12 protein-coding genes are annotated in these 18552 nt (G+C 71.8%); 1 reads left to right on the top strand and 11 read right to left on the bottom strand.

The annotated features are described in order from the left end of the window. Nucleotides 1-36: 36 nt before the first annotated feature. From BJ992_RS01920 to BJ992_RS01870, 11 genes are read right to left on the bottom strand one after another with little or no spacing between them, the layout of a single operon-like run. Nucleotides 37-1083 carry a MupA/Atu3671 family FMN-dependent luciferase-like monooxygenase gene (locus tag BJ992_RS01920; RefSeq protein ID WP_184978242.1) on the bottom strand — a complete coding sequence of 349 codons (1047 nt, stop codon included), beginning with the start codon at nucleotides 1081-1083 and terminating at the stop codon, nucleotides 37-39. Between the two features lie 9 nt (nucleotides 1084-1092). Further along, nucleotides 1093-5751 carry a non-ribosomal peptide synthetase gene (locus tag BJ992_RS01915; protein ID WP_184978241.1) on the bottom strand — a complete coding sequence of 1553 codons (4659 nt, stop codon included), beginning with the start codon at nucleotides 5749-5751 and terminating at the stop codon, nucleotides 1093-1095. Beyond that, entirely contained in the window at nucleotides 5748-6878 is a 1131-nt protein-coding gene (gene vioD, locus BJ992_RS01910) for a capreomycidine synthase (RefSeq protein WP_221474646.1), read from the bottom strand. The genes BJ992_RS01915 and vioD overlap by 4 nt, the downstream gene beginning before the upstream one ends. Before the next feature lie 25 nt (nucleotides 6879-6903). Then, on the bottom strand, nucleotides 6904-7665 hold the full coding sequence (locus BJ992_RS01905; protein ID WP_184978240.1) for a thioesterase II family protein: 762 nt from the start codon (nucleotides 7663-7665) through the stop codon (nucleotides 6904-6906). Further along, on the bottom strand, nucleotides 7662-8921 hold the full coding sequence (locus tag BJ992_RS01900; protein WP_184978239.1) for a cation:proton antiporter domain-containing protein: 1260 nt from the start codon (nucleotides 8919-8921) through the stop codon (nucleotides 7662-7664). Before BJ992_RS01900 ends, BJ992_RS01905 begins: the two co-directional genes overlap by 4 nt. Further along, nucleotides 8918-9733, bottom strand: a complete 816-nt coding sequence (locus tag BJ992_RS01895) for a PhzF family phenazine biosynthesis protein (RefSeq protein ID WP_184978238.1) — start codon at nucleotides 9731-9733, stop codon at nucleotides 8918-8920. The genes BJ992_RS01900 and BJ992_RS01895 overlap by 4 nt, the downstream gene beginning before the upstream one ends. Next, nucleotides 9714-10832, bottom strand: a complete 1119-nt coding sequence (locus BJ992_RS01890; RefSeq protein ID WP_184978237.1) for a fatty acid desaturase — start codon at nucleotides 10830-10832, stop codon at nucleotides 9714-9716. Before BJ992_RS01890 ends, BJ992_RS01895 begins: the two co-directional genes overlap by 20 nt. Nucleotides 10833-10835: 3 nt before the next feature. Continuing rightward, nucleotides 10836-11519, bottom strand: coding sequence for an iron-containing redox enzyme family protein (locus BJ992_RS01885; RefSeq protein WP_184978236.1), 684 nt, complete (start codon nucleotides 11517-11519; stop codon nucleotides 10836-10838). 5 nt (nucleotides 11520-11524) lie between these two features. After that, nucleotides 11525-12391, bottom strand: a complete 867-nt coding sequence (locus tag BJ992_RS01880; protein WP_184978235.1) for an aspartyl/asparaginyl beta-hydroxylase domain-containing protein — start codon at nucleotides 12389-12391, stop codon at nucleotides 11525-11527. Between the two features lie 4 nt (nucleotides 12392-12395). Next, nucleotides 12396-13280, bottom strand: a complete 885-nt coding sequence (locus BJ992_RS01875; RefSeq protein ID WP_184978234.1) for a chlorinating enzyme — start codon at nucleotides 13278-13280, stop codon at nucleotides 12396-12398. Between the two features lies 1 nt (nucleotide 13281). Then, nucleotides 13282-15879: an amino acid adenylation domain-containing protein gene (locus BJ992_RS01870; RefSeq protein ID WP_184978233.1), complete on the bottom strand. Its 2598-nt coding sequence runs from the start codon at nucleotides 15877-15879 to the stop codon at nucleotides 13282-13284. A gap of 241 nt (nucleotides 15880-16120) precedes the next feature. Between BJ992_RS01870 and BJ992_RS01865 the strand changes: the two genes are divergently transcribed. After that, entirely contained in the window at nucleotides 16121-18529 is a 2409-nt protein-coding gene (locus BJ992_RS01865) for an amino acid adenylation domain-containing protein (protein WP_221474645.1), read from the top strand. Nucleotides 18530-18552 lie beyond the last annotated feature (23 nt).

The raw sequence follows: 18552 nt of genomic DNA, 5'->3' as shown, positions 1-18552 counted from the left end.
GACCGCGTATCGACCAGAGCGGTGCGTTTCGCTTGGTCAGCCGGTGGTGCGGGTTTTCAGGTCGGCTATGTAGGGGAGGGAGTGGAGCACCTCGTCGGGGGGGACGCCGAAGTCGATGAGGCAGGCGATCTCGTCCACGCCGATCGCCTTGAGGCTTTTCACCGTTTCAAGGCCGTCGGTGACGGTGCCGAAGAGGCCGCTGGTGGTGAGGTAGCGGTCCACGGCGTGGTTGATCAGGTACTGCTTGTCGCGGTCGGGGAGGCGGTCGATGTCGACGCCTGGGGGGAGGAGGGTGGTGGCTGCCTTGAGTATGAGGTCGGCCGAGCTGCGGAGGTAGTCGGCGAAGGGGGGGCGGACCTGGTGGCGTACCTGGTCGCGGTCCTCGCCGAGCATGGTGTGGAGCATCAGGGTGACGTGGCCGTGCGCCGTTTCGCCGTGGGTCTCGGTCAGGGCCTCGCGGTAGGCGGTGATGTTCTTCGCGAGGGTGTCGCGGTCCTGGCCGAGGAGGTGGGTGAGGAGGTTCGCGTTGAGGCGGCCGGCGGCGCGGAAGGTGTCGGTGGAGCCGGCGCTGGTGATCCACACGGGGAGTTCGGGCTGTACGGGGGGTGGGTGGATGCGGACGCGTCGTTTCTCGCCGGCGCCGTCGGGGAACTCGATCTCCTCGCCGCGCCAGAGGCGGCGGACGGTCTCCACCGTTTCGACCATGGCGTTCTTGCGGTCGGCGTAGGTGTCGGGACGCAGGACGAAGTCCCTGGCGTGCCAGCCTGAGGCGAAGGAGACGCCGGCGCGGCCTCGCGACAGGTTGTCGACGACGGACCACTCTTCCGCGATGCGTACGGGGTGGTGCAGCGGTGCGACGACGCTGCCGGCTCGGACGCCGACGCGCTCGGTGACGGCGGCGACGGCGGCGCCGGTGACGGCGGGGTTGGGGTACAGGCCGCCGAAGGTGTGGAAGTGGCGTTCCGGGGTCCAGACCGCCGCCAGGCCGGCCGAGTCGGCGAATCTGGCGCTCTCCAGGAGCAGGCGGTACCCGTCGGCGCCGGTGGCGCCGCTGTCGGCGAAGAAGAAGAGGCTGAACTCCACCGGGGCCTCCTAGAGCCGGCTCAGCAGGTCGTTGAGCTGGTCCTGGTTCACCTTCGCGAGGGGGAAGTCCGACGGGGTGTACGCGGAGGTGATGTTCTGGCCGAGTTCGACGAGCGCGCGCAGTTCGGCCACGTACCTGGCGGCCAGCTTCTCGATGGTCTCGCGGTGGTGGAGGGTCTCGCTGTAGTGCCACCGGACGGTGAGGGTGCCGCCGGCGACGGTGGCCTCCACCTCGATGGGGTACGTGCGGCGTGCGCGGGGGCTCTGGTCAAAGGCGGGCCGGTCCGTCAGGACGGTGAAGGCGGTCGACGCCGGGGGGTCGGTCTGGTCCAGGTAGGTGAAGCCGATGCCGGTGGCGGGCTCGGGGACCGGGTCGCGGTCCTGGCGGAGCAGGAGCCAGCCGATGCCGTTGGCGGGGACGGCGCGCAGGGCTTCCTTCACCGTCTTCAGGGTCGTCTCGAGGGAGGCGCCGGGGTCGCAGGTCAGGGCCACGGGGTGGGTGACGCTGAAGCGGCCGGTGGTCCTCGACAGGTCGACGTCCTCGGTGAGGGGGTCGCGGTCGTGGCGTTCGAGGTCCACGAGGTGGCGTTCGGCACCGGTCCAGGCGGTCAGGGTGCGGCCGAGCGCGGTCAGCAGGAGTTCCTCGGTGCGGCAGCTCAGCGGGCCGGAAGCGGTGCCGAGCAGGGTGGAGGTGCCGGCGGCGTCCAGGGACACCTCGACGGTGCGCGCGGTGGCGACGGTGTTGGCCGCCGGGTCCGCCGGAAGGTCGGACGGCAGGCCGGCGGCCGGCGTGGTGACCAGGTCGGACCAGAACGCGCGCTGCGACCGCACCGGGTCCGTGGCGCCGTACGCGGTGAGGCGGCGGACGAAGGACTGCCAGGACGTGGTCTTGGCCGGCAGTTTCACCTCGCGTCCGCCGGTGAGCTGGGTGAGCGCGGTGCCGAGGTCCTCCAGGAGCACGCGCATGGAGGCGGGGTCGGCGACGAGGCGGTGCGCGATGAGGACGAGACGGTCCGGCCGGTCGCCGAGCAGGAACAGGCCGGCGCGCAGCAGGGGTCCGACGGCCAGGTTGAGGCTCCGGTGCAGCTCGCCGGTGAGGTCGGTCATCCGCCGGTTCTGCTCGTCCTCGCCGAACGCGGACAGGTCGTGGACCTGCAGAGGGGTGACGTCGCCGCGGGGGGCCACGCGGACCCGGGTGCGTTCGCCGGCCACCAGCAGGCGCTGGCGCAGGCCGTCGTGGTGGGCCAGCAGATGTTCCACGGCCTCGCCGACCAGGCGGGGGTCGGCCGGTGCGCGCAGTTCCAGCAGGACGGAGGTGGTCCAGTGGTGCGGGTCCTCGACGCCGGCGAGGCAGAACCGGCGCTGGGTCGGCGCGAGCGGCACGGGGCCGGTCACGTCGCCTTGTTCGGCGTCGATGGCCGGGCCGGCGGCGGCGATCTCGGCGAGGGACGCGACGGTCGGGTTGGTGAACAGGTCGTACGGCGAGAGCCGCAGGCCGGCTTCCTGGGCCCTGGCGACGACCTGGATGGCGAGGATCGAGTCGCCGCCGATCTCGAAGAAGTTGTCGTGGATGCCGACCCGGCCGAGGCCGACGACGCCGGCCATCACGTCGGCGAGCGTCCGCTGCACGGGGGTCTGCGGTTCGACGTACTCCTCCCCCGAGTCGGCGAGCATGCCGTCGGGTGCGGGGAGGCGGTCGCGGTCGATCTTGCCGTTGGCGTTGAGCGGCAGCGCGTCCAGCTCGACGAACGCGGACGGCACCATGTAGGCGGGGAGTTCCTGTTCGAGGAACCGGCGCAGGTCGGGGACGCCGACCTCCGCTCCGGGGGCCGGGACGACGTACGCGGCGAGGCGGCGGTCGCCGGGGGACGGTTCGTACAGCACGACGACGGACTCGGCGATCAGCGGGTGCCGGCTCAGGGTCGACTCGATCTCCAGGGGTTCGACGCGGAACCCGCGGATCTTGATCTGGGTGTCGACCCTGCCGAGGAACTCCAGATTGCCGTCCGGACGCTGGCGGACCTGGTCGCCGGTGCGGTACAGCCGCTCACCTGGCCGTTCGGGGTCGGCGACGAAACGCAGCGCGGTCAGGCCGGGCCGTGCGAGGTAGCCGCGGGCCAGGCTGCTGCCGCCGATGTACATCTCGCCGGTGCCGCCGACGGGGACCGGCCGCAGGCGGTCGTCGAGGATGCGCAGGTCGGCGGACGGCAGCGCGGTGCCGATCGGCATGTTCGGGTAGTCCCACACCGGGTCGGCGGGGTCGAGGCGGAAGAAGGTGGAGGTGACGGTGGTCTCGGTCAGGCCGTAGCAGTTCAGCAGCGGCACGCCGAGCCGCCGCCACATCAGCAGCCGGTCGGGAAGTGCGCGTTCGGCGCCGATGATGACCATGCGCAAGGACGACGGCAGGTCCTTGCCGGTGCGGTCGAGTTCGCGCACCCATTCGTGCCAGTACGCGGCCGGCAGCTCCATGACGGTCAGCCGCTCGCGTTCGATCAGGTCGGCGAGGTCGATCTCGCCGCTGATGATGTGCTTGGCGGTGATGACGACGGCGCCGCCGGCCAGCCAGGTCGGGAACAGCTCCTCCACCAGCACGTCGAAGCCGGGTGAGGAGAACTGCAGGAACCGGTCGCCGGCGCCGAGGCCGAGGCGGTCGACGACGTCGCGCGCGTACACGGCGAGCGAGTGGTGCTCGATCATCGCGCCTTTGGGACGGCCGGTCGAGCCGGAGGTGTAGACGACGTACGCCAGGGACGACGGGCCGGGGACGTCCGGCAGGTCGGCGTCCGCGCCGGGCTCCGGGTCGGGGGCCGGCGCGTCGAGGAGCACGGTGTGGCCGGGGAGGCGGACCTCGGCGTCGGTGAGGACGCGTCCGAAGCTTTCCTGCGTGATCAGGACCGGCGCGTCGGCGTCGGCGAGCATGTACGCGATGCGTTCCGGCGGGTACGTCGGGTCCAGGGGGAGGTAGCCGCCGCCGGCCTTGAGCACGCCGAGGATGGCGAGCGGCAGCCGTACCGAGCGGTCCACCAGGATGCCGACCGGGGTGTCCCTGCCGACCCCGAGGTCGCGCAGGCGGCGGGCCAGCACGTTGGCCTGCCGGTTCAGCTCGGCGTAGCTGGTGGGGACGCCGTCGCAGATGACGGCCGGCGCGTGCGGCGCGTGGGTGACGCGCCGCTGGAACAGCTCGACGAAGCCGGGTTCGGTGCGGCTCGTCCCGGAGGCCGGCGCGGTCGCCGTCATGGCCAGCCGTACGTCCGCGACCGGGGTGTCGGGTGCGGTGACGAACTGCTCCAGGACCGTGGTGAACTGGCCGGCGAGGAGCTCGATGGTGCCGGCGTCGAACATGTCGGTCATGTAGACCCACTGGAGCTGCATCCGGTCGCCGTTGGGGTTGGCGTCCAGGGTGAGCGGCGCGGCCGACATGTTGACCTCGATGGGCTCCCGGGTGATCCGCAGGCCGGGGACCTCAAGGGTGCTCTCCGGGGTGCGGACGTCGAGCCACATGTGGGTCATGGACGTCTGCGACGCCTCACGGCCGAGGCCGAGCTCGTCGATGAGGCGCTCGATCGGCAGGTCCTGGTGGTCGTACGCGGTGTGCACGGTGCGCTGCGCCTGTTCCACGACCTCACGCAGGGTCAGGCCGTCGGCGAGCCGCATGCGCAGCGGCAGCGCGGTGACGAAGCAGCCGATGAGCCGCTCGACCTCCACCCGGCCGCGGCCGGACACGATCTCGCCGATGACGAGGTCCTCGCGGCCGAGGTAGCGGTACAGCATCACCGAGAGCGCGGCGAGCAGGACGACGACGGGGGACGCCTTCTCCTTCTCGATGAACCGGCGCAGGTCGGCGGTGAACTCGGCGGACAGGTCGACGACGTGCGCCGCGCCGGCGAACGTCGGCCGGGACGGGTAGGGCCGGTCGCTCGGCAGGGTCAGCACACCGGGGATGCCGTCGAGGGTCTGCCGCCAGTGGTCCACCTCGGACGACATGCGCTTCTCGCCGAACTCGCGCTGCCAGGCGGCGAAGTCGGCGTACTGGATGTCGAGCGGCGGCAGGCCGGGGCCGCCGTTGATCTCCATGACGTACAGGGCCGCGAACTCCTGCACGAGGATCGCCATGGACACGAGGTCGGCGGCGGTGTGGTCGGTGGTGATGAGCACGACGTGGTTGTCGTCGGCCATGCGCAGGATCGTGGTGCGCAGCCGCAGGACCTGCTCACGGTCGAACGGCCGCATCACCTCGGCCTTCCAGCGGCGCAGCACCTCGGCGCGCTGCTGCTGCGGGGTGCGGTCCGACAGGTCGACCACGGGGGTCGGCACCGGCTGGAGGGGGTGCGCCTTGAGCACGCGGGTGCCGTCGTCCTGGAGGCGCACGGTGGAGCGCAGGATCTCGTGCCGGTCCACGACCTTGGTCAGGACGCGGCTGAGCACCTCCAGGTCCAGGTGTCCCTCGACCCGGAACGCGCCGGGGATGTTGTTGGCGGGCCGGAACTGCGCGATGGCCCACTCGCGTTCCTGCTGGAACGCCAGCGGGATCGGCTGTGCGGGGTCGCGCGGTGTTATCCGCTCGTCAGGCGCGGTCCCGCGCGCGGCGTTCAGCTCGGCCATCCGCCGTTCCAGGATCGCTCGCTGCTCCGGCGACAGCGCCGCGATGCGACTCTGCAGGTCAGTCATCGGTCACCCTTCGCGTCTTCGCGCAGTACCCGTTCCAGTAGTGAGAGCCCGGCCGTCAGGCCGGCGGTCGTGCCGCCGAAGCCGAGCCGCGCGTGGTTGCCGTAGGCGTCGCCGAAGCACGCTCCGGGGACGAGCAGGACACGGTGCTGTTCGGCGAGGCGGCGGCAGGACGCGACCACGTCCGGCTGGCCGGGGAACTCGACGAACGCGGTCACGCCGCCGTCCGGCGGGCTGAACCGCACGAGTTCCGGCAGTCCACCGGCCCAGTCGCTCAGCAGCCGCAGGTTGGCGCTCGCGTGCTCGCGCTGCACCGCGACGATCTTGTCGGCGTTGCGCACCGCCTGTTCGGCGAAGAACTCCAGCACCGGTGAGACGTACAGCGCGATGTAGTCGCGCAGCAGCGCCATGCGGGCCAGCAGGTCAGGGGGTGCGACGCACCAGCCGACCCGGAGGCCCGGGAGGCCGTAGCTCTTGGAGAGTGTGCCGAACGCGACGCACCTGTCGTAGGACGAGGTCGGCAGCGGCAGGGGGTCGGCGGTGTAGGTGAGCTCACCGAACGCGTGGTCCCACACCAGCAGGGCCCCGGCCTCCTCGGCGATGGCGAGGAGTTCCTTCTGTTCCCCGGCGGTGATGGACCGGCCGGTGGGGTTGTGCGGGAAGTTCACCACGATCATGCGGGGCCGGGACCTCGCGAGTTCCCGCAGGCGCGCGAGGTCGGCGGCGAAGCCGGCCGCCGGGTCCAGCGGCCACCGGGTGAGGCGGCAGCCGCGCGCGGCGGCGATGCCGTGCAGCTGCTGGTAGGCGGGGTCCACCACGATCAGCTCGTCGCCTGGCTGGAGCGCCAGGCTCATGACCAGGTAGATCGCCTCGCTGGAGCCGTGGGTGACCATCACGCGGTCGACGTCGCCGCCGGTCCACCGGTCGGCGAGCGCGGCGCGCAGGCCGCTGCCGCCGTAGCTCTCGCTGTCGCGGCAGGTCATCGCGTCGAGTTCTGACAGCTCGAATCCGCACAGACCGCGCAGCTCCGCGATGGTCAGGTCACGTACGCCGCTGCTGCCGATGTCGTGGTCGACGTTGTGGTAGTAGTCGCGCATCCACTGTTCGAGCTTGGCGATCGCAATGTCCACACCGCAACGCTATGGCGGGTCGTCGTCAACGTGATGTCACCGGAAGCCGGGACGGTCCCCGGCCCGCCATGCCGGCGCACAGCGTGCGCAGCAGCTCAGCCGGCGCTTCGATGAAGCGGTTGTGGCGTCCGTCGAAGAGTTCGAAGGTGGTGTCGCCGCAGGCCGGCCAGCCGGTCATCTGGCCGGGGGTGACCTCGTCGTCGTCGCGCCAGCCGATGGCGGTGACGGGACAGGTGAGCCGGAGCGGCGCGGGGACGACGTACCTGCGGCTCATCTCGACGTCGTCGCGCAGTACCTTGAGGTAGACGGTCACGAGCTCGGGGTGCGGTGTGCCCCCCTGGTCGCGGATCATCGTCTCCAGTTCCCCGGCGAGTTCCGCCTCGTCCATGCCGAGCATGCGTCCCACGGGGCCGTCCTGCGGCGCGAGCTGGGACGAGACGAACAGGTGTGCCGCCTCGGGGCCGCCGGCGCGCTGGAGCCGCGCGGTCGCCTCGTAGGCGAGGAGCGCGGACCAGCAGTGGCCGAAGAACGCGAACGGCACGTCCATGTGGGGGGTCAGGCCGGCGATCATGTCGTCGGCGAGTTCCTGGAACGTCGCCGGCATCCGCTCGCCGAAGCGGCTCAGCCTTCCCGGCAGTTCCACGGGGATGAACTCGACGGCACCCTGCCGCTCGGGCCAGTCGCGGAACACCCCGGTGCCGCAGCCGGCGTGCGGCACGCAGAACACCCTGGCGGCGGCCTCCTCCGACGGCTCGCGTTGCAGCCAGACGCTCTTGCGCGACCTCATGGCACCGCCTCTTCCGGGGACGTACGGCGACGGGGTGCGCTGTCCTCGACGATCCTGCGTTCGGGGTAGACGACGCGCAGCAGGACGCCGGTCATGGCGGTCGTGACGAGCGCCATGACGATCATCAGGGAGTACAGGTCCGGGGTCAGCACGCCGAGCTGGAGGCCGACGGTGAGCACGATCAGCTCGGTGAGGCCGCGCGTGTTCATCAGGATGCCGAGGACCGCCGAGTGGCGCGGACGCACGCCGGTGACGCGTCCGCCGATGTACGCGCCGCCGAACTTGCCGCCGATCGCGACGAGCAGGATCAGCGCCAGTTCGCCGAACGCGACGACGTCCAGCCGGGACAGGTCGACCTTGAGGCCGGCGACCAGGAAGAACACCGGCAGCAGCAGGACGGCGCAGATCCGCTCGATCCACGGCAGCACGCGTTCACGCAGCACAGGAAGGCCGTCACGCGGCAACGCGGCGCCGAACAGGAACGCACCGAAGATCGCGTGCAGGCCCATCCAGGTCGTCGCCTGCGCCGACAGCAGCAACCCGGCGGCCACGGCGACCAGCACGACGCCGGTCAGCGGTCCGGACAGCCGGCGGCGCGCGGCGAGCCGGGCCAGCAGGGGTCGTACCACTCCGAGCAGCACGGCGGCGAACGGCACCACGAACAGCACCCGCCACGGATGTCCCCCGCCGCCGGCCAGCGCCGCCACGACGGCGAGCAGGGCCCACGCGAGCACGTCGCCGACGGCGGCGCACGCCAGGGCCAGACCGCCGATGGGGGTGTCGAGCAGCTTGTTGTCGGTGAGGATGCGCGCGAGGACGGGGAACGCGGTGACCGCCATCGCGGCCCCCATGAACAGCACGAAGGCGAGCCGGTCCCCGGTCTCCCTGCTCGCGGCGAGGTGGAGCGCGAGCAGCACGCCGAGGCCGAACGGCAGCAGGATCGCGCCGAACGACACGACCGAGGCCGTGCGGCTCTGACCGCGCAGCAACGTGTGGTCGAGGTGCAGGCCGATGAAGAACATGAACAGGCACACGCCGAGGTCGGCGAGCAACGTCAGCGACGGCCGGACGCCGGTGGGGAACAGCGTCCCGGAGATCGCGCCGCCGAACAGGGTCGGCCCGAGCAGGATGCCGGCCATGATCTCGCCGATCACGGCGGGCTGGCCGAGCCGCCGCGCGAGCATGCCGAGCAGCCGCGCCGTCACGACGATGACCAGCAGGCCGAGGAGCAGCAGCGCGACGGTGCTCGCGCTCATCGGAGCGCTTCCTTCCTGACGCCGTCCCCGGCCTCGACCTCGCCGGCTTCGCGCGGTATCGCCGTGCCGAGCACCCGGACCCGGGTGCCGAGGTCCTCGACCTCCAGCCGGCCGCCGCGGTCGGACAGCTGCAACGCCTTCAGGCGGGTACGGCCGAGGCGCGGCGACCAGTACGGCGCGAGCTTGCAGTGCGCCGTGACACAGACCTGGTCCTCGTCCACCCCGAGCGAGGGGAAGAACGTGCGGGAGACGAAGTCGGCGCCGGACGCGCCGCGCGCGGTGACGATGTGGCCGCGGAACGGCTGCCTGGCGAGCGCCGCGAAGTCCGGCCGTACGGCGGCGACCGCGGCGGCGGACTCGACCTCGACGAGGACGTCGTCACTGGAGACGGCGCACACCACGGCGTCGGTGCCGAGCGCGTCGAGCAGTCCCGGCGGCGGTTCGCCGACGGTGAGCCCGGCCGCGGGGAGGTCGATGGCGATCAGCGCGCCGTCCCGCTCGGCGTGCAGCACGCCGTTGTCGGACACGAAGGTGAGCCTGGTCTGGCCGGTGTTCTCCGGCGCGAGGAACAGGTGACGCGCGCTCGCTATCGTCGCGTGGCCGCACAGGTTGATCTCCTTGTACGGGGTGAACCAGCGCACCCGGTACCGCGCGGGTGCGACCGGCACCACGAACGCCGTCGTCGGGAGGCCGATGCGGTGCGCGGTGCGCTGCATCACGGCGTCCGGCGGGAATCCCGGCACTTCGACGACGGCCGCCGGGTTACCGGCGAACCGTTCGTCGGCGAAGGTGTCAACGACTTGGAAGCGCATCCGCGCGACTCTCCCCCTGGCCTGCCAGCGTGCGGAACATCTGGTCGATCGCCGCACCCATCCCCCAGACCTCCCGGTAGGGAGGCCCCTCCGGTCCGTTGTCGATGTCCCGCTGGCGCGCGTACGCGGCCGTGGTCCATTCGGGGGTGGACGGGTAACGGTGGTGGTAGTCGTGGTTCGGGAGGTCACCCACCACGACGAGCAGCCGGGACGGCAGGTGGTAGCCCAGCGTGAGCGCGGTCCAGCGCAGCAGCGCCGCGGGGCCCGCGCCTGGCGGCGGGACCGGGGACCCGCAGTACCTGGCCGCCGTGTTGGCCACGGTGTAGAAGCGGTGACCGGACGCCGGGTCGCGCGGGCCGAGCCACTCGTGCTCCCCGAGCCGGTCGAGCAACGCGCTGAGCTGCGCGAACAGCACTACCGGCACGAAGAACGCGAGCACGAGGGCCAGCAGGCCGTTCGGCAGCCAGAACGGCAGCGACAGCCACCAGCCGACCCACACCGCGAACCCGGCGATCCTCGGGCCGCGACCCTGGAGGTTGCTCCTGATCCGGCCGAGGAAGCCCTTCCAGTAGAAGACCGGCGAGACGAACACGACCCACGCGCGCCGCCACAGGGCCGCACGGCTGAGACCGGGCCGGAACCCGAGGTCGATCAGGAACTGCACCGGCGGGTCGGCCCTGGTGGCGAAGACCTCCCGCCTGTGGTGGTTGTCGAAGTGCTCCTCTTTGAAGTCGCGGAAGGTGTGGAAGACGGAGAGCACCGTCACGACCTCGCCGAAGAACGCGTCCCAGCGTGGCCGGCCGGAGAAACGCCTGTGCAGCGCCTGGTGCGCGATGACCAGCACCATCAGCCGTTCCCCGTGGACCGTGAGCAGCCAGCCGGCCGGGAGCGCCACGTACCACAGGGGGAACATGAGCGCCACGGCGAGCGTCGAGACCGTCAGGCCCGCGAAGAACAGCAGCAGGGTCACCGCCAGGTAGGAGGCCCAGGTGTGCCGGATGACCGGCTTCTGGCCTGGCAGGGCCTTACCGGTCTGCCACGTCCAGAAGGGTTGCGTCCAGGAGGGGAAGCGCAGGTAGGTGCTCCGCACGTCTTCCACGGCTCACCTCGCCGGAGCGCCGACGCCGGACTCCGCGACGAGACGGTCGAAGAACGCCGTCCACAGCCGCCACATCTCGTTGGCCGCGCTCAGGACCGCGTCCTCCTGCTCGGCCGTGAAGTTGTCGAGCAGCGTGTTGTTGGCCTCCTCGACGTGGTCCGGCTCCTGCTGGACGTGGATGTTCACCCACTCGTTGTCGGTGATGCCGGTGGTCCGCTCGATGGCCTTGCCGATGCTGGACACCATGAGCAGGTCGGTCGTCTCGGTGGCGAAGATGAACCCGAGCGCGCTCTCCCTGCTGTCGGAGGCGTTCTTGTAGCCCTCGACGAGGGCCGCGGTCTCGGCGTACGGCTCGGTGCCGGTGACCCGGTCACGGTCGAAGCCGCACTTCTCCATCGAGTCGACGTAGATGACCTCGTGCGCCTGGGACACGATGCCGCCGCCGGCCTCCTGGTTGAGGATGCGGGTGATCGCGCTCTTGGAGGCGATGTCCGGCAGCGTGGCCACGCAGCGCGCGAGGAACGTCGGGAAGTAGTGCAGCGGGTGCCACCACTGCTCGATGAGGATGGCCGCCTGCTCCTTGGTCAGGTCGGCGTTGTTCACGGCGGCGAAGAACGGGTGGTCCTGGAAGTTCTGGTGCACCGGGCTCCCGGCCAGGCGGTCGCCGAACGACAGCGTCGTGGTCATGCTCGTCACTCCTTGCTTCCGGATCGATCCAGGGTGTAGTAGCGCAGAAGCTCCATGGTGTGCGGCAGGACGGCCGGGTCGTCACAGGCTCTGGCGAGCTCGGTCATGGTGTCCCAGGCGAAGTTCTCGCCGCCGTCCCACCTGAAGTGCGTCTTGATCACGATGCTGAAGACCTCACGGAAGCTGTCCATGGTGAGGACGTCCGCGAGCCGCAGCAGGGCCGCGCGCCGGTCGTCCGGCAGCGCGGGCCGGTCCACCCGGCGGCCGGCCGGGATGTTCTCGCCTTCCGGCTCCGGCTCCCCGTTGACCAGGGGGCCGTCGCCTGAGCGGTTGGCGAAGTCGAAGATGAGGTGGATGCGCGGCGCGCTGGACAGCGACGCCACCGAGTGGATGCGGGCCGCGTCGAAGTACCAGATCTCACCGGCGCGCATCCGGTAGACGACGTTGTCCTCGCTGAAGAAGCAGTTCTCGTGCGTGACGAGCGGGATGTGCAGCCGGTGCGCCGACCGCGACTCCTCGGGGACGTCGGACAGTTCGAGGAAGTCGCGGTGCGGGACGATCACACTGTCGGAGAAGACGGCGAGCCGGACGAACTGCAGCCGGCCGAGGTCGGCCACGTTGGTGATGATCTCCTGGACGTACGGCAGCCGGCTGCCGTACTCGGTGAACGTGGACCGCTGGTCGTAGGCGTAGTTGGTGAGCACACCGCTGCCGGTGTCCCCGCCGGTGGCCCACACCATGGCGCTCTTCCACGGGCCGCCGATGAGGTAGTTGCTGTACGCCTCGGAGTACTGGAACGACTCGCTCTCCTCGAGGTCCTTGGCCAGACGGTCCTCGTCGAGTCCGATGGTCTTCACATAGCGGGTTCGCATCTGGTCACACCCTTTCGAGAGTGGTGAACCGCTCGCCCCACGCGTTCTCGCGCACCACCCGGTTGAGCCCGTACCGGTCCTCGCCGGCGACGAGCACGCAGCCGTGCCTGGCGAGGTCGAAGTGGTGACCGAACTCGTCGAACTCGGTCATGCCGCCGTAGACCCGCACGTGGGTGGGCACCACCCGGATGGCGAAGCCCATGCGCTGCCGCCGGCTGGTGTTGGGGTTGGAGCCGTGGATGCAGCGCGCGGTGAAGATGAAGAACTGGCCGGCGCGCATCTCCAGGTGGCGGACGTCCTCCTGTTCCGGGCTCCAGTCCTTGTCGATCTTGATGTCGTCGTAGTTGTAGCCGAAGAACGAGTTGTCGCGCGCCGCGCCGTTCCACTTCATCGGAGCGTGCTCGTCGTAGCGCCACTTGCGGTGGCTGCCGGGGATGACCTTCATGCAGGCGTTCTCCCTGGCCGCCTCGGTGAAGGCCACCCAGCAGGTCAGCTCCATCGGGTTGCCGGGAGAGTGCTCGGTCGCCTCCAGCATCCCCTGGCTGGTCTCGCCGATCGCGTACGTCTCCACCTGGTGCCAGCCGGTGCCGGAGTCGCCGGGGTTCTTGGGGAAGAACTCGGTGCGCCAGCACAGGACGTCGGGGCCGATGAGGGCCTGCATCCGCCGGACGATCTCCGGCTCGCTGATGAGCTTGCTCAGGCCGGGGATGTCCAGGTGCCTGTCGTAGTTCACGGGGTTGTCGAAGACCTTGCGCGCGTTCGCGGCGGGGTCGAGCAGCGCTCGGCGCTGCTCCTTCCACCAGGCCTTCATCTCCTCCGGTTCCCAGAGCGTGAACGGCCCGATGTACCCCTGCTCGGCGAAGGTCTTCGCGTCTGTCTCAAGATCCACTTCAGCCACTCCCTGCCTCGCCGACACGCTCAAGCGCCGCGTCCAGTTCCGCCGCCGCCTCGGTGACGTGTTGTCCTCTGATGAAGGTCCAGTGGTCGCCGTCGATCGGGACGACGGTCAGCGGCCCCGCGCACAACTCGCCGATGGCCGCGGCCAGCTCGGCCTGACGCTCCGGCCCCGCTCCGGCGGCCTGGAACAGGTGGACCGGCCCGCGGTACCGCTCCGGCCGGTACCGCATCGCCGCGTTCATGCAGGACCGCGCGGTCTCCAGTGCGGTGCGCAGGTACGCGCTCGACGCGCCGGCCGCGATCGGCGCACCCATGAGCTGGATCCAGGTCCGCGACGACGTCAGCTCGGCGAGGTCCGCGCCGGTCGTCGCGGGGTCGTCGAGCCGCGCCACCACCTCGTCGAGCAGCCCGAGGAACGGTGTGTCCGCCATCGGCAGGCCGGTGATGGGGTCGATGACCGGGTTGGCGTCGAACAACCCGAGGAAGTCCACCGTGGAGCCGGCCGCGGTGAGCTGCTGCGCCATCTCGAAGGCCAGCACGCCGCCGAACGACCAGCCGCCGAGCCGGTACGGCCCGTCCGGCTCGATCGTGCGGAGCTGCTCGACGTGCGTGCGCGCGATCTCGGCGAGCGTGCTGCCGAACACCGGCGGCTCCCCCGTCCAGCCGACGCCGAGGAGCCGCAGCGGCGCCGTCGACGCCTGGGCCAGCTCGCGGTAGCCGAGCAGCTCGCCGCCGAGCGGATGCACAAGGTACAGGCTCCGGTTGGAGGGGCCGGGCCGCAGCGTGATGATCTGCGACGAGGTGTGCCGCGGCTTCGCCACGGCCGTGGAGCCGAGCGCCTGCGCGAGGTCGTCGACCGTGCTGTACTCGAGGAACAGCGACAGGTCGACCGGCCGGTCCAGCACCTGGCCGAGCTCGGCGACGACCCAGGTGGCGAGCAGCGAGTCGCCGCCGACCTCGAAGAAGTCGTCGTCCCCCTCGAACTCGTCGTGGCCGAGCACCCTGGCCCAGATGGCGGTGACCGTCTCGGTGAGCGACGGGCCGGACCGCGTGGGCTCGCCGGGGACCTCCGGCAGCGGCAGCGCCGCGAGCGCCTGGCCGTCGATCTTGCCGGTGCCGGTGCGCGGCATCGCGGCGACCGTGACGTACCGCGACGGCACCATGTAGGCGGGGAGGATGTCCCGCACGTGCTCGGTGAGTTCCCGGTGGGTGACCTGGCCGTCGGTCTGGAGGTAGCCGACGAGCACCGACACGCCGTCGGCGACCTCACGCAGCCCGGCGGCGGCGGCCTGGACGCGGGGGTGGCGCAGCAGCGCGTCCTCCACCTCGGCCGGCTCCACCCGGAAGCCGCGCACCTTGAGCTGACGGTCGGCGCGGCCGGCGAACTCGTAGGTCCCGTCGTCCCGCAGGGACGCGAGGTCCCCGGTGCGGTACAGCCGCTCCCCCGCCGCGAACGGGCTGGCCACGAACCGTTCCGCGGTACGGGACGGGTCGTTCTGGTACCCCCTGGCGAGGGCCGCGCCGCCGACGTACAGCTCGCCGACGTCCCCGTCCGGCACCGGCCGGAGCTCGTCGTCGAGCACCGCGCAGGAGATGCCGTCCACCGGTGACCCGATGGCGGGGATCGCGGGCCAGGCGGCCGGGTCCGCCGGGAGGGTCAGGCTGGTGACCAGATGCGTCTCGGTGGGCCCGTAGTGGTTGTCCAGGCGGCAGCCGGGGATCGCGGCGAACAGGTCGCGGATCGCCGGTGTGATGATCAGGCGCTCACCTGCGGTGACCACGTGCCGCAGCGAGCCGGGGGTCACCGCCAGCCGCGCGGCGGTGACGGCCATCAGCTGCAACGCCACGTACGGCAGGAACAGCCGCTCGACCCGGTGCCGCGCGATGGTGTCGAGCAGCACGGCCGGGTCGCGGCGCACCTCGTCGGACGCGACGACCAGGCAGCCGCCGGTGGCCAGCGTCGACAGCACCTCCTGGAACGTCACGTCGAAGGAGGTCGCGGTGAACTGCAGCGTCCGCAGCCCCGGCGGTCCACTCGCGACCTGCCAGCCGATCAGCCGCGCCAGCCCCCGATGGCTCATCACGACGCCTTTCGGCACGCCGGTCGAGCCCGAGGTGTGCATGACGTACGCCGGCGCGTCGAGCGGGACGTCCGGCAGGGGTTCATGGGGGCCGGCCGCGTCCGGTGGCACCACGGCGACGCCGGACGGCAGCCGGCCCGCGTTCGCCGCGTCGGCGACCGCCACCCGCGCGCCGAGCCGCCGCACGGTGGCCTCGATGCGCGCGGGGGGTGCGGTGACGTCCAGCGGGCTGTAGGCGCCGCCGGACGCGAGCACCGCCAGCATCGTGACGACGGTGTCGGCGGACCGGCCGAGCAGTACGGCGACCGGCCGCTCGGGACCGGCGCCTGCGGCACGCAGCCGGCCCGCCAGCGCGTCCACCCGGTCCAGCAGCGCGGCGTAGCTCAGCGGCGCCGCGTCCGTGCCGTCGGCCAGCGCGTCGCGGTGGCCGTCCGCACGCGCACGCGCGCGGATCAGGTCGAGTACCGGCGTCTCAGGTGCCGCGGCCGACGGCCGCGTCAAGGTCTCCATGTCGCTCACAGCAGGCGCCCAACAATCGGCGAAGCATGTCCCGCCCCGATTTCGTGCCACGAGTCGCCGGGGCAGCGTCGGCGACCCGCATCCCCGACGCTAGGTGCGCGCGGCACAGCGGGGAGAGTCCCGTGAACCGGCGACTGTGCGGCGGCGCTGTCGCGCGAACGGGGGACTCACCGGCCGTGGAACGGCTCGTTTAACTGGGGACCGAGGACTGATCCCGGCCATTGGAGCATCCGTGACCTGCAGCCGCTTCTCGGCCGAACCGGCACCGGTGTCCCTTCTCCCGGCGGCCGGGGGGCCGCCGCTCCTCGCGCCGGGGGACGGTGAGACGACGATGCCGCCGGAATGCGTCGGCCCCGTCGTGATTCCCCCCGATCTGGTGCGGAAGCTGTCCGCGCTGGCGTCGCAGGCGGGGGCCGACGATTTCGCGCCGCTGCGGATCTGCGCCGAGGTGCTCGCGCGGCGGCTGTCCCGGCCGGGGACGACCCGCCGGGTCCAGGTGCTGCAGGAGGCGCGCGAGGCGGTCGCGCCGGCCGCGCCGGTCGATCTGACCGATGACTTCCGCGCCGCGCTCCGCCGCGCCGCGCGCGAGGAGACGCCGGACGCGGCCACCCGCCACCGGGTCGACGTCACCATCGTGGTCGCCAAGGACAACAGGTGCCTGTACGCCGAGACCATGACGAGCGCCGCCGACGCGCCGACCGCCGAGTGCTGGGCCCGGTCGTACCTGCGGCTGCTCACCTGCCTGGCCGGCGACCCCGGCAGGCCCATGGCGGAGCACCCGCTGGTCGACGACGCCGAGCGCGAGCGCATCCTGCGCGGTCTCAACGTGTACGCCGTCCCCGAGGTGCGGCACAGCACGATGACGGGACCGTTCGAGGAGCAGGTGCGGCGCACCCCCGGCGCCGTCGCGCTGCTGGACGCGCACGGCACCACGGTCACCTACCGCGAGCTGAACGAGCGCGCGAACCGGCTGGCGCGCTTCCTCATCGGCCAGGGTGCGGGGCCGGGGAGCCGCGTGGGGATCTGCATGGAGCGCGGCATCGCGCAGGTCGTCGCGATCTACGCCGCGGTGAAGACCGGTGCCACGTACGTGCCGCTGGAGGCCGAGCTGCCGGACGCGCGGCTCGCGTACATGCTGGCCGACGTCGCGCCGGGACAGGTGCTCACCGACCGGGTCTGCCGCGACCGGGTCCCCGGCGGCGCGTGGCGCGTCGTGGACGTCGAGGACCACGGCCCGTGGCGGGACCTGCCGGCGAGCGACCCGGCGGTGGACGGCGGGCCCGGCGGCCTGCTCAACATCCTCTACACCTCCGGGACGACGGGCCGTCCCAAAGGGGTGGCCTATCCGACGGCCGGCGGGCTGGCGCACCTGGCGTGGATGCAGAGCCGGTACCCGTTCGGCCCCGGCGACCGCGCGCTGTTCAAGACCTCGCCGGGCTTCGACGTCTCCATCTGGGAACTGTTCTGGCCGCTCTACCACGGCGCGAGCCTGGTGATCTGCCCGCCGGGTGAGCACCGCGACCCGCGGCGCCTCGCGCGGCTGGTCGAGGACCACCACGTGTCCACGATCTTCCTGCCGCCGACCGTGATGGCCCCGTTCCTCGACCAGGTGTCGCCGGACCGGGCCGGCGCGTTGCGCTGGGCCATGTGCGGCGGCGAGCCGGTCACGCCGCGCGTACGGGACACCTTCCACGTCACGCTGCCGTCCGCGCGCCTGATCAACTGCTACGGCCCGACGGAGGCCGGCAACGTCACCGACATGGTGCTGCCGGCCGAACCCGGGGTGCCTGTGGTGCCGCTCGGCCGGCCCGCGGCCAACTTCCGTGTCACGTTGCTGGACGAGAACCTGGACCTGGTGCCGGTCGGCATGCCGGGTGAGGCGTACATCGGCGGCGAGGTCGGGCTCGCGCAGGCGTACTGGCGTGCGCCTGGCCGCACCGCGGAACGCTTCGTGGCCGACCCCTGCGGGCCGCCGGGTGCGCGCATGTACCGGACCGGTGACCTGTGCCGGTACCGGGACGACGGGGTGCTGGAACACCTCGGCCGCATCGACAGGCAGATCAAGATCCGCGGGCTGCGGGTCGAGCCAGGCGAGATCGAGTCGGTGCTCACCTCGCATCCCTCGGTCGCCGACTGCGCGGTCGTCGCGCACGGCACACCGGTGCGCCTGCTCGCCTTCGTGGTCCCCGCCGGCGTCGAGGGCCTGGACGTCGAGGCGATCGCCGCGCACGCGGCCCGCGACCTCGCCGAGCACATGCGGCCCGAGCGTGTCGTGCCGGTCCCGCGCATCCCCGCGACGGTGAACGGCAAGGTCGACAAGGACGCGCTGCTCGACGCGTTGGCGGCGGCCGACGATGACGACCGGCCGATGGTGCCACCCGCCGACGAGCTGGAGGCCGCCGTGGCCGACATCTACCGCCGCGTCCTGGACGTCGGCCCCGTGAGCATGCTCGACACCTTCGCCGCACTCGGCGGCCACTCCCTGCTCGCCTTCAAGCTGCTGGACGAGTGCCTGGAGAGGCTGCACGTACGGCCGGACGTGGCCGACCTGCTCGCCGGCAGCGTCCGCGACGTGGCGGCGTCGGTCAGGGCCGCGCGGTCCGGCCCCGCCGAGCCGGGAGACACCGCGTCCGCCGGGTGACCGTGACGCGGCGAAAAGGGGTG

It is taken from the genome of Sphaerisporangium rubeum (genome assembly GCF_014207705.1).
Classification (GTDB): domain Bacteria; phylum Actinomycetota; class Actinomycetes; order Streptosporangiales; family Streptosporangiaceae; genus Sphaerisporangium; species Sphaerisporangium rubeum.
The sequence above is the reverse complement of the archived record's forward strand: the minus strand, read 5'-3'. Positions and strand labels throughout refer to the sequence as shown.

Excerpts from the sequence above, each read along its gene's own strand:
- BJ992_RS01885 (WP_184978236.1), bottom strand. The coding sequence starts at position 11,519 with ATGACCACGACGCTGTCGTTCGGCGACCGCCTGGCCGGGAGCCCGGTG.
- BJ992_RS01905 (WP_184978240.1), bottom strand. The coding sequence starts at position 7,665 with ATGAGGTCGCGCAAGAGCGTCTGGCTGCAACGCGAGCCGTCGGAGGAG.
- BJ992_RS01915 (WP_184978241.1), bottom strand. The coding sequence starts at position 5,751 with ATGACTGACCTGCAGAGTCGCATCGCGGCGCTGTCGCCGGAGCAGCGA.
- BJ992_RS01870 (WP_184978233.1), bottom strand. The coding sequence starts at position 15,879 with ATGGAGACCTTGACGCGGCCGTCGGCCGCGGCACCTGAGACGCCGGTA.
- BJ992_RS01880 (WP_184978235.1), bottom strand. The coding sequence starts at position 12,391 with ATGCGAACCCGCTATGTGAAGACCATCGGACTCGACGAGGACCGTCTG.
- BJ992_RS01895 (WP_184978238.1), bottom strand. The coding sequence starts at position 9,733 with ATGCGCTTCCAAGTCGTTGACACCTTCGCCGACGAACGGTTCGCCGGT.
- BJ992_RS01900 (WP_184978239.1), bottom strand. The coding sequence starts at position 8,921 with ATGAGCGCGAGCACCGTCGCGCTGCTGCTCCTCGGCCTGCTGGTCATC.